This window comes from Bifidobacterium sp. JNUCC 75 (genome assembly GCF_054819865.1).
Genome location: NZ_JBTHIF010000001.1, coordinates 1,470,982 through 1,483,440, shown reverse-complemented (window position 1 = coordinate 1,483,440; position 12,459 = coordinate 1,470,982). Strand labels below are relative to the sequence as shown.

Here is a 12,459-nt window from a genome sequence, read left to right as displayed (position 1 = left end):
AGCCGCCGCCATTTGCCGAATGAATGAGGCAATGTCGGCGGCTTTCTTATGGTTCTGTCTGAGATGCCATAAACGCCTCGCTTGATTAGTGAGATATCTGACTCTCGCTCAGCGCGCATATCCACCAACTCCAGTGCCTGTCAGATACGGTGGAGGATAGCAGGATTTTATCAAGGGTCTTGCTATCAACGATCGGACGGCCGGCCAGAAGCAGGGTCACAGACCTGGCCCGCATGGGACCGTCGACCGCAAATATCAAAGATGTCAGAGGAATCGAGCAAATATGAACGACAAACTCACTACCAACGAAGGGCAGCCCTGGGCGGACAACAACCATAGCCAGACGGCGGGCACCCGCGGACCCATCCTCATGCAGGACTACCAGCTCCTCGAAAAGCTGGCCCACTTCAACCGCGAGCGCATCCCGGAGCGCGTAGTCCACGCCAAGGGGGCCGGGGCCAAGGGAACCTTCACCTTGACCAAGGACATGAGCGCCTACACCAAGGCCGACGTATTCAACGGAGCCGGCAAGACCACGCCCATCCTGCTGCGCTTCTCCCAGGTGGCCGGTGAATCAGGCTATCCCGACACCCTGCGTGACGTGCGCGGCTTCGCCCTGCGCTTCTACACGCAGGAGGGCAACTACGACGTGGTGGGCAACAACACCCCCGTATTCTTTGTCAACGACCCCCTGAAATTCCCCGACTTCATCCACTCGCAGAAGCGGGACCCGGCCACGCATCTGCGCAGCCAGGAGATGCAGTGGGACTTCTGGTCCCACTCCCCAGAGTCTGTACATCAAGTGACCTACCTGATGGGCGACAGGGGCAACCCGGCCAGCTACCGGAACATGAACGGCTACGGAAGCCACACCTTCAAGTGGGTCAATGCCAAGGGCGAGCAGTTCTGGGTCAAGTACCACTTCCTGAGCGAGCAGGGCGTAAAGAACATGACCGACGAGACCGCAGCCAAGGTCGCTTCCGAGGACACGGACTTCCTCCTGCACGATCTCTACGATGCCATCGACCGGGGCGACTACCCAAAGTGGAAGGTCTGCGTGCAGATCCTGCCCTACCAGGAGGGCCTGGACTACAAGGACGACATCTTCGACGTGACCAAGGTGGTCTCCAAGAAGGACTATCCGCGCATTGAGATAGGCGAGTTCGTGCTGGACACCAACCCGACCAACTACTTTGATGACGTGGAGGAAGCGGCCTTCTCCCCCGCCAACTTCGTCCCCGGCATCGAGCCCTCGCCCGACAAGCTGCTGCAAGGCCGCCTGTTCGGGTACAAGGACGCCGAGCGTTACCGTCTGGGTGCCAACTACGAACAGCTGCCCATCAACCGCCCGGTCAACGAGGTCCACAACTACGAGCGCGATGGGTTCATGTCCCAAGGTCAGGATGGATCGGTCAACTACGAGCCCAACAGCAAGGGCGGCCCCGTGGAAGACAACGATGCCCGGATGCACGGCGATGCCGTCCAAGGGCAGACCGAATACTCCCGCCCCTATGACAAGGACTACTATTCCGCAGCTGGCCGTCTCTACAGGCTGATGAGCCCGGAAGAGAAGGACCGTCTGATCCAGACCATCAAGAACAACCTGGGATCCGTTGATGACCAGGAGATCCAGGTTCTCGAGACCAGGCAGTTCTACCAGGCCGACCCCGACTACGGCCAGCGTGTTGCCGAGGCTCTTGGCCTTTCCATGGATCAGATCAAGTAACACAGAAAACAGAAACAGGGCGAGGATTGTCGGCGACACGTCTGGACTGGCCTGCAATCCTTGCCCTGTGTTACTATTTCCTAGTTGCCTTGATCAGGGTCACGTAGGCTACGGCCCCGTTCACTGCAGCCTTGGAGGATTCGCCTAGTGGTCTATGGCGCACGCTTGGAAAGCGTGTTGGGTTCACGCCCTCACGAGTTCGAATCTCGTATCCTCCGCCAGTAGGGATTTTTGGTTTTCCAAAAATCCCTTTTTGTCGCTTAGAGGGCGGGATTGCAACATTTTTGGCGACGCTTCAAAGATTGTCCCTGCTCCGTCTTCTTTTCTTTTGACCCGTTATCTGGAGTAGGTTAAGCGGTATCGCCTTAGCGCTCAAGCATTCAGTCCAAAAACGACGTTGTTCATCCGTCTGCGGCAGCTGGGGTTGATTACCATGGCACGCACTTCGCAAAGTACAAACCCTGTCCGCATCCACAAGAACTTCGATGAAGAGAAAGAGACTCAGGCCAAGACATGATTCAATAAGGCATGTGCCCTATCAACTTGAATGCGTGGACTCCGCCGAAGGTTCCGGGCAAGGCCAATACCGGAAGCAAGATCACATTTCGCGAGTATGCGACCGTGTATGTTGAGAAACAGAATAAAACGGACACTGGTTTTACAGAATTCAGTTAAAAATAACTGAATTCAGGTAGACTCGATTAGCGATATCCCAATTGATTTATCCACTACACCGCCTCGTACCGTGCTTTACGTTTTCCACTACCAACTTTTCTGATACGCCCCTCATCAACGAGCTTCCGCAACTGGTAATACGCCTGATTCGCGCCAAGGTGCAGCAGTTCCATTACGTCGTTTCTACTCACCGTTTTTTGTTCATGGATCAGCTTGATGATTAATTCGGAGTACCGAACTCTATCGATGTCCGATTGGCGAACATATTCCACTACCTTGCCGCTACGCCGATACACCTTCGCACCCAACATATATGTTCGGCGAGCCCCGGTGCCGGCGCTTTCGATAAGACCAGATTCAGTCAGTTGCCCTAAAACCGTGCGTAGACGCTGGTCGCTCATGTCCATCGATTTCGACAACACGTCAAAGCTGCAGCGCCTCTCTCTCTTGAGCTTGTCCAGAATAAGCAACCCATCGAGAGACATGGATTTGCCACTACGCTCACGCTCCTCGGCCAGCAGCTCCACAAACGCCTTATCGGGCGCACTGCGCGGCAACAGCACTGATACCCCACGCCCGTTGGATCTCGAATAATCAGGCAGAGGACGGCCATAGTTCAGGGCACCTTCGAAAATGCGGTCGATCCCACGCCCAGTGCGTTCGGCGAGGCCAGATCTCTTCAATGCATCCATCAGACATGGGTTACGCCCATGTGGCTCAGCTGTAAGCAGGTTATGAACATTTATGCCTTCCACAAACCCACCGGGATTGGCAATGGTCAAGCCAGCATCGTCCACCAATACGCGCACACGTCCGAGAACCGAATAGTCCCTATGGCCGAATGCGTTAACCAAAGCCTCTCGAAAAGCCCTTTCGTCAAACTCGGGGACCATCGAAGAAAACAGGCCCACATTCAGCTCCGTCCCCGGATTCCACGGCTTAAACGAAGCGGATATTTGCTCTATGGTCTTGAGCAAAGGGCCATGATACGTCTGGTTCACCTTGATGTCAGTGCCGTTAAGAACTTGGAAAGCCGCTTCATTCGTCGGAACGAACTGTTGCAATGCATCTTCGTTGCCAATGAGCAGCAAGCCAGCCAAGGTTGGTGTCAAATCCCCATCGACCGATACGACAAGGCGCAGCGATTTTTCCATATCCTCATCCGAAAGCTCAAGAAGGTTCTGGTCACCAGATTGATAAGAGGCGATGATTCTGCGCAGACGATCACGCTCCAACGGATCAAAATCTTCCCGAGTTGATCCCCTCACCGGCTGAGCTGAATAGTCGAGCTTTCCCAGATCAGAAAGACGAGTTGCAAACTCATACGGATACATGGGTACACTTTCAGGCGTGCCATCCACTTTCATCATGCGACGGAGAATCTTACCCGACTTTGTTGATACCACGCTCTGCGCCTTGGGCACCTCGACCTGAACAACCGCGATGTCATTGCCAACCAATTGCGCACGAACCGATATCGGTGGCACAGTCTTATTGGCAATCATTGCAGCCATTCCAACCGGATCCTGATGCTTTTGCTGCGCACCGGTAGGCGTGCCATCATCCTCAACGCCCAAGTATAAGCATCCGCCATCCGTATTGGCCAAGGCAACAACTGCTTCTACCAATTCGGAGTCCGGCAAGCTCTTGAGATCACTTTTGAATTCCTTGGACAAAGTCTCCTTGCCGTACTCACACGCCATCCGTCGTCCACCACCTGTTCTGAGCTATTGGCCTTAACTGAATTATATACTTTTTCACTGAATTCCGGTAAAGGATAACTGAATTCAGTTAAAACTACCCTTAAACAAACAGTCTGGCAGCAGAGAGAACTGGACCCCCCTTTAACATTTCCAATGCAATCAGTAACTTGGAATACTAAAAAGCAGAACAAGACTTTAATCAGAGATATCCCCTGCATTCCCCAAGAGGACAATCTGCAGAATCCGATGCATACACATCTCGTCATGATTCCGGCTCCAGCGCTGTACTTGATCAGACCAATTCGACATCGTCTTTGGCGGCTACCGTAATCTCCTACGAGCGACCTTTTTGATTAATCAGCTTCAACAATTCCTTTTCGCAATTACGCATGTAACCCAAGCTCTTCTTAAGACCGGAGAGCTCTTTCTTGGTTTCTTTTTTCTCAGACTTATCTAATTCCTTGTCTCCAGAACGTCTAGAGAGAACCTCCTGCTGAATTTCCATGCGTTCAATCTGATCGAGCAGGCCTTGTCGCATCCGTTCAATCGTCTTTGGCTTCATATCAGCTTGAGCAAAGTCGGATTGGCAAAATGTTAGGAGCTTCGAACACTCGTCGAGGGCAAACGCTCCTTTGGAATCAGTGAGAAGCGAAGTAACAGCAGTTACCCCACTACCACCAACCAAACCCAAGACTGCGCCGCCACCAGCGATTATGGCCGTGCCACCTGCCATACCGAGTCCTCCTGCAGCCAATGCACCACCGCCAACCGCTGCAAGGCTCGCACTGGTAAGAGCAGCACCAGATAGGCCGGCAACAGCCGATCCGGCAAACAACGGCGCTATGACTGGCGCTAATGTAAACGCTGCACCTCCCGTAGCAACCGCAACCGCGGCAGTTCCGGCAGCACCGACAATTATTTTGGTTCGGCTACCATCCAATACGCCTGCATTCTTATTCAGCGCCTTAGCGGTCTGTTGCACAGGGGATTTGTCCGAATCGCCGCTTACATCACGCCATAATTCTTCGAGAATTTTTGAATCAAATTTTGGGCGTTTAGTCCTTTTGATTGAGGAGTCTGACCTTCCGTCAGGATCCTCTGACTCCATTTCAGAACGATAGGAGTCATATGGCACAAACCGTGCAAGTTCAATCAGAACCAAGGCTTTCCATGTAGTTCCATCTCGTGCAACAAGTTCTTCAATTCTCTCTTTCACTTGCCCACGATTAAGAAGAACGCAGTCAGCAGGGAGGCTTTCAGACCATTTGCCAAACCATTCTTCTTTTTCGCCTCGATCCACTGCCTTACTTCGATCTATGTCCTCATAAAGCGCCAGTCGCTCTATCGAGAACAGAACAGATAGATGCTCCGGCTTCAACGAGAGCGTTTCCATTGTCGCTTGATCGACCGAATCGTTTTGCCGCCGCTGCCTGTGACTTGCTCTTCGTTCCCATACCGTTTTGACATCCACACCTATTGCGAAAACCAGACGAGTCACACCTACGTAGTTGACTCTCAGCAAGAACTCCTTGCCGGCAAGTACCCTGCCTTCCGTAAACCCGACCAATGCAGCCCGAATAGCAGCATCCGCTAGATCCACCGCAGTAAAAGTGGCCGAGGCGATGGATACCATGCGAACGACTCTGGAATTATTGAATGGAAGAATTCGGTCCATGTCAAGCTGTTTCAAATCGGACAAAGAGCGGACATCATTATCTTTCATCTCCAGATAAAGATGACGAAGAAAATAGCAGCCCCGCGTCAAGCATTCATTCAGCAACACCGGAAGCGCCTGGCGCCCCAGTTCATGCACAATTCCGATTTCAGTCCGCAGGTTGAATCTACGAGGCACTTCACGACCTTCGTCATCAACTTGCGCAAATAAGGTCCCATTGAACATTTTGGAAATGAATTTACGTGCCCCCATGCCAGAATCCATGGCATTTTTAAACAGGGGCAAGGCGGACAATTCCTTAATCATAGAGAGCAAAGGCCCAGGTATCCCCGTGCCCTCACCGGGATTCGAACTTGAACCCGCCATGTCTGACGCCATGTGCAAGAACCATCGCACCGTGCCCAAAAACAGCTTTTCGCAGAAATTATCGCCAATCAGTCCTTCCTTAAACCATTGTTCTTCCACCGGGACTGCAATGAAATCCCCATACTGATTGGTGCCGTATACCTTTCCGGTAAATTGCGTAAGTATCGAGAACACCAATCCTTCAAGGGAGAAGTGGTGAGAAAAATCTCTGAGATGATGTTGCAAACCGCCGCCAAATTCGGCTGTGTACTTATCGCTAACAAAAGGATATTCATCTTCTAAGAAATTAATGGCATCACGCAGGGACTCTCCTCTAAAATCAGAATGCTGCTTTGCCACCCAAACCACGAATTCATTGACTTTCTCCGAACCCCACTCGTTCGCCCTGTCCAGAGAGAACTTGCCAACAAAAATCGAATCGCATAAACCAGCAACCACTCCACAAGCTGCAGCTATCTTGTAATCAAGCCGCGCGTCATCTTGCACATGGTCAGATGCAGCATCTTCTTCAATGGATTCCACGTAGATTCCATCACCAAAATCTCCGGTCGCTTTAGCAACGCTAATTCCAGCCTCTATACCTTTGTCGTTCGCAAGCTCCAACGAATACTGAACAGAAACCAACTCGCTGCCGTGCCGTGGCGAGAGCTCCAACTCCCTTGTCATCCGTCCCTCTCCTTCCACAGTGCGCTCAGGAACAAAGCAATAATAGCCAGAATAAAACAGCAACTGAAACGTCGCATCCCATGACGTCAATCGGATCGCACAGGGCAAGGCAGGTATGAAGCATGGCAGCAAGCTGGATTCCCTAGTCTGGCAATGGTACGCGGAAAATCCCGATGCCTTCATGGCAGAATGCCTCAATTTGCTCCAACATGCACTCCTACAAGCGAACAAACAAGACTTCCACCCAGCACCATTGGCTTCCGACCGGTACTCCACGCTCGAAACCGCAACAAAACTGCTGTTTGACAAGCCCAATCCCGAAGACGGTGAGCGCGAAGCGACCACGATTCAGCGGATCAACCAGTCGTACTTCCGCAATTCGCTGCTCTTGAACTACCAGTACACATGCTGCATCACTGGTATGCAGATACCTTCGATGCTGATTGCCAGCCATATCAAACCTTGGAAAGCATCAACCCCGACCGAAAAAACCGCTGCATCGAACGGCCTGCTGCTCAATGCATTCCACGACCGAGCCTTTGACCAAGGGCTTATCTCCATCGATGACGATTACCGCATCATGGTCAACCATGACAAGGTAAGGCACTCACCGATCAACGATCAATGGCTCTATGCCTTCGAAGACCAGAGGATCACGTTGCCATCGATCAGCCGACCCTCCCACGAATTTATCGAGTACCATCACAAACACATCTTCCTTACCGATGCGGCATAGCGACAGGGACAATCCCCTCCCTTACACGCTCGGCGCTACCCGGCAATATTGGACAAACCGTTCCCCGCGTTTTCTTCCAAGGCATCGATTATGTCCGCAGGTTGCTCTGCCAGCCTGAGATTCATAATGATCTGTTTTACCGCATCACGACGCGTTGTATGAGCGGAGGATAAAACAGTCAAGCACTTATAAGCGTCATCCTTAAAAAGGTTGGTTCCAAGCCGAAAGTAGTACCCCGCGTTTCGAATCTCGTATATCGGCATTGTTGCCCTTTACGTTGTCAATCTGATTCGTTTCCACTTTGCTTCGTCTTAGCGGGTCGTTTAGTATGGAGAACTTAAGGTAACAAATGGTACGTTCTGTTTGTCCTTTCCCATGTGCATCGAATAAATGATTAAATAACTGCATTCAGAATTACAGCATGGACTCTTCTTGTTCGATACCACGATGGGTCAACTATCTCAATCCCTAGATTCGAGGAAGCCCATCCAATATAAACCGGTCTGCAGTACCCAGTCATATAGGATTGGCTCATTGAGGGGGTATCGGAATATTCACTTGCTGATGAATTACTGCTAGAACAGGCTGATATAAGTTGATGTAAAGAACGAGTCACTCCAACATGCATAGTTCCGATACATAGTTCTGACCACGGAAATAACGCCTATATCATGATTTTGCATACCTTTATGACCTCATCCTTGAAAAGCGATATCACCATATAGGTAATGGTCGATCACCGGCGCAACCGCCTGTTCCACCTCATGAGCCGGCATGGAGGACAGCGGTTCCAGCCGAAATATGTACCGCAAAACGACGATTCCGAACAGCTGCGATGCAATGAGCATCATGCGTTCATCTTTATGATCGATATCCGCAGGCTCAGGACGCGCCTTGGCGAGTTGTTGGGATATGGTGCTCACCAAGAGGTGAAGGACATGATCATTGCCTGCCGCGTTGCGCACTATACGTATATATGTTTCGCCTGACGGGGAATGTTCCAGAAATTGGAAGAAGCGGTTCATGAATTCCGCTCCTGAAATGTGCGATGGCGCCCTATGAGTCTGCTTGTCGAACCCAAAATCAACCGTAAGTTGGTTGCTTGAGATTATCCGTTCAACGGATTGTGAGAATAGATCATCCTTGTTGCCGAAATAGTAGTAGAGGAGGTTTTGGTCATAACCAGCATCTCGGGCTATCCCCCGCATGGTGACCTTATCAAATGGGCTGGTGGAGAAAGCTCGGCAAGCCGCTTCAAGTAGGTTTTCCCGTGCAGCAGAATTCTCCGCCCTGCTAGGGCGCCCGCGTCGCTGCCTACGGGAGCAATCCCCCTTTGCACGCTTAGCGGCCCTTACCGCCGTCTTATCAGGCATTGCCTTCTTCTTTCCGGATGACTTTCGCGTGCGTGACTTTCCCTCGGCTGACATTTTCTCCATCCTCTATTTCTAACAGGAAATACTAGCTGAAACTCAAGAATTCATCAATGATGAATATGTGCTAGCATACCATTTGTTCATCGATGATGAATAAATGCACGACGGCCATCAAGGCCGGTCTGAGAGAGTGAGTGATTGGAGAAACATGAAAGCCGTGATGATCAAAGAGTTCAGAGAGCTTTTGCGAGACAAAAGAACTCTGGCCATGCTTATCCTCATGCCTGTGCTTCTGCTGTTCATTTTTGGCTATGCCGCGAATTTCTCAGTTGACAAGGTATCGGTCATCGTCATCGGAGAGAACGCGAATCAATACGCTGAAAAGCTGGAAAAATACGATGCTTACAAGGATGGAATGACCATCACCAGCATAGATGAGCACATGCATGGAAGAAACGACGCCGAGACTCTCTTGCGAGACAGAAAGGCAGATGCAGTCATCACCGTAAAAGGCGATGCCGCAGATAAGCAGAGCAGAATTCTTGGCACAGACGCTCATGCCTACATCGACGGTTCAGGTCTATTCGCCGCGCAGTCCGCCAGAAAAACAGTTTTGCAACTCACCGGTGAAGATATGCAGCAGAGCGCAAAGGAAGCCAAAAAGAATGCTCTGAAAACACAACAAGAAAAAATGAGACAATTCGAGCAGCAACTTCAGGAGTATCAGCTCGACGCTCAACAGGCAGCAGCAAAGGGCCAGCCCGCACCACCAAGACCTCAGCTGTCGTTGGAAAAGAACAGCGATATGTCAGAGAAAACCAACGTCGCTCCCGCAAATGACATCAACACATCAGCTATGACGATCTTCTTCAACCCCGACCTGAAAACCTCTTTTGTCATGATTCCAGGACTTATCGGCCTGATTATCACGCTGATCGGCACCATGATCACCAGCATCGGTCTGGTCAGGGAACGAGAACAGGGCACATTGGAACAGCTCGCTGTTATGCCGCTTCGCCCATTCAGCATCATTGTCGGGAAAATAGCCCCCTACTTCCTGCTTGCCTTGGTGGACATGGCCATCATCACCATCCTGGGCATATGGGTATTCGGAATTCCCTTCCGCGGTAATTTCTGGATATTTCTGCTGGGAACAGTCCTGTTCCTGTTTGTAGTGCTGGGCATGGGCATTTTTATTTCGACCATATCCCAAAACTCAGGGCAGGCTGTACAGATGGCGATGATGTTGGTCATGCCGCAAATGCTGCTTGGCGGCATCATCTTCCCGCTTGAATCCATGGCCGCATCGGTTCGATGGATCGGGTACATACTTCCACTGACCTGGTTCAATCAGATGGCTCAGGGAATCATGCTGCGCGGGTCTACATGGGAATCGCTGTGGCTGCCGGTGGCAATACTGACTGCTGAAGCAGTGGTGCTGTTTTCTCTCGCCTCGCTGAAACTGCGCCGCCTACTCACTAGAGGAGGGGCACGATGAGCAAAGATCAGGACTTTAAGAAAATGAACAGACAGAACAACAGTCTTCAATTGAGAGACGTCGATGTAACCTTTGATGGCGTCAAAGCGCTTGATTCCTTCACAGGGACATTCTCTGCAGGCAGCCTGACCGCTTTCACAGGCGGAGATGGCGCAGGAAAGACCACTCTGCTGAAGCTGCTGGCAGGCCGGGTAAAAGCAGCTTCCGGGAAGATTACAGGACTGCCCGACAAGGAACGCATCGGCTACCAACCTGCGGATTCAGGAGTATGGCGTGACATGACCGTGCTGGAAAATCTGCGATTTGTTGCCGGCATCTACCACATGAACCCTGCACACGCTCAAGAGCGCATTGACTACTTAATTGAAAGCGCAGGATTGATAGACGCCCGGAACAGGTTAGGAGGACAGCTGTCAGGAGGAATGCGCCAAAAGCTTGGTGTAATCATGGCAGCACTGCATGAGCCTGACCTCCTTCTGCTCGACGAGCCGACTACAGGCGTAGACCCGGCCAGTCGCGAAGACATTCTCGCTCTGATATCATCCCAAGCGGTCGAGGGTAGAACTGTATTGTTTGCTACAACATATCTGGACGAGGCGGCCCGTGCCTCGACTCTGTATCTGATGAACAAGGGGAAACCACTGTATGTGGGCGATCCGCAAGCCATGCAGAACGATGCGCCGGGCAAATTATGGGAGGCAGCGCTCGACATCGGAAAGCCGATGATCCTGCAATCTTCGTTCGGATCCTCATTGCGAGCACGCCCTCCGGAGCTTGCCTACCATAACTGGCAAAGGGGCAATACAGTCTATATCTGGACATCGCCAAAGGACAGCAGAACACCTCAAGACTTTCGCCGCACTGATTTTGACTTGGAGAATGCATCCATCGCTTTTCTTCTCTCCGACGAAGAAAAGGAGCATACCACTGCTTCTATATCAGCGTCATCGGAATCGGATTCTGCAGAGAGGCCCCACAAGGGTTCAGAAACCATCAGGCATACCAGCGAGCCATGCGTCAATGCTATGTCGATCACCAAGCAATTCGGATCATTCAAGGCTCTCAATGAGGTATCGCTACAGGTCAATCCAGGTCAGATATTTGGACTTATCGGTGGGAACGGTGCAGGAAAGACAACGCTCATCAGGATTCTTCTTGGGCTTGAAACAATGGATAAGGGATGGGTGTCCATGTTTGGCGGAAAGCCAGGCTTCTCTACACGTCGTCTTATAGGATATGTCCCTCAAGGCCTTGGACTCTATCGAGCATTGAACGCTACAGAAAATATGCAGTTTTCAGCTGATATATACAAGGTGGCAGCGCGCGGATGGACCTCCCTCTATGCTAATTCCTTGGGAAAGCGACCAGTCGGCAATCTGCCGCTTGGCTCCCAACGGCTCCTGGCCTATGCCATCGCTGCCGAGCACCAGCCAAAACTGCTGGTTCTGGATGAACCCACTTCCGGAATGGACCCGGTATCACGAATGCGCTTGTGGCGTGAGCTTCACCGCACAGCCGCCAACGGGGTAGGAATATTGGTAACCACGCATTATATGAGCGAAGCATCACAGTGTGACTGCTGCCTTATTCTCTCACATGGCCACACGCAGGCAGAAGGCACCTTGGAAGAAGTCCTACGTGGACACTCCTCCATCATGGTCCAGACAAGCAGGTGGCGGAATGCCTTTGCACTGTTGAAGCAGGCGAACCTGCCGGTCACTCTGGACGGCAAGACCTTGCGGGTCATGAATGGAAGCGAGGCGGAGGTGCGAAAGGCCTTATCCCCCTTGGACATGACTAATCGAGAATGCACCATACGCCGAACGGATGCGACCTTAGAAGAAATTCTGGCCAAAGGTTCTCGGTAACCCCAAAACAAGCAACAATAAACCTGGAGGGGTATCTGGCAAAGACCCCTCCAGGTAGACCGACACAATACACGAGCAGAGATGAAGGTTTCGACAATGGCGGGCTGGTCTTTGCCTTGACAATCCAGCAACTCGAAGATCACAGCTAGCACTGCAAATCCACGCTGCCGTGT

The 12,459-nt window shown here is 51.6% G+C and carries 7 protein-coding genes and 1 tRNA gene; 5 read left to right on the top strand and 3 right to left on the bottom strand.

From position 1 onward, the window contains the following. The first annotated feature begins 283 nt into the window (after positions 1-283). Together ACVWNW_RS05985 and ACVWNW_RS05980 are read left to right on the top strand one after the other, a co-directional pair. On the top strand, positions 284-1,726 hold the full coding sequence (locus tag ACVWNW_RS05985; RefSeq protein ID WP_110412379.1) for a catalase: 1,443 nt from the start codon (positions 284-286) through the stop codon (positions 1,724-1,726). A gap of 133 nt (positions 1,727-1,859) precedes the next feature. Beyond that, positions 1,860-1,947 (top strand) — tRNA-Ser (locus tag ACVWNW_RS05980). A 507-nt stretch (positions 1,948-2,454) separates the two neighbouring features. Here ACVWNW_RS05980 and ACVWNW_RS05975 read toward each other — a convergent pair. Both ACVWNW_RS05975 and ACVWNW_RS05970 read right to left on the bottom strand, forming a co-directional pair. Beyond that, on the bottom strand, positions 2,455-4,077 hold the full coding sequence (locus ACVWNW_RS05975) for an ATP-binding protein (RefSeq protein WP_454481668.1): 1,623 nt from the start codon (positions 4,075-4,077) through the stop codon (positions 2,455-2,457). Positions 4,078-4,438: 361 nt separating this feature from the next. Continuing rightward, a complete protein-coding gene (locus tag ACVWNW_RS05970) occupies positions 4,439-6,811 on the bottom strand; it encodes a hypothetical protein (RefSeq protein WP_454481666.1) in 2,373 nt (790 codons plus the stop codon). Positions 6,812-6,926: 115 nt separating this feature from the next. Between ACVWNW_RS05970 and ACVWNW_RS05965 the strand changes: the two genes are divergently transcribed. Continuing rightward, complete coding sequence (locus ACVWNW_RS05965; protein ID WP_454481664.1) at positions 6,927-7,547, top strand: HNH endonuclease; 621 nt, start codon at positions 6,927-6,929, stop codon at positions 7,545-7,547. A gap of 695 nt (positions 7,548-8,242) precedes the next feature. Here the strand turns inward: ACVWNW_RS05965 and ACVWNW_RS05960 are convergent. After that, positions 8,243-8,920 (bottom strand): TetR/AcrR family transcriptional regulator, encoded by a 678-nt coding sequence (locus ACVWNW_RS05960; RefSeq protein ID WP_416517611.1) that lies wholly within the window; start codon positions 8,918-8,920, stop codon positions 8,243-8,245. A 208-nt stretch (positions 8,921-9,128) separates the two neighbouring features. Here ACVWNW_RS05960 and ACVWNW_RS05955 point away from each other — a divergent pair, with 208 nt between their 5' ends. Beyond that, on the top strand, positions 9,129-10,418 hold the full coding sequence (locus ACVWNW_RS05955) for an ABC transporter permease (protein WP_110416785.1): 1,290 nt from the start codon (positions 9,129-9,131) through the stop codon (positions 10,416-10,418). Beyond that, on the top strand, positions 10,415-12,286 hold the full coding sequence (locus tag ACVWNW_RS05950) for an ATP-binding cassette domain-containing protein (RefSeq protein ID WP_110416784.1): 1,872 nt from the start codon (positions 10,415-10,417) through the stop codon (positions 12,284-12,286). The genes ACVWNW_RS05955 and ACVWNW_RS05950 overlap by 4 nt, the downstream gene beginning before the upstream one ends. Positions 12,287-12,459: the final 173 nt, after the last annotated feature.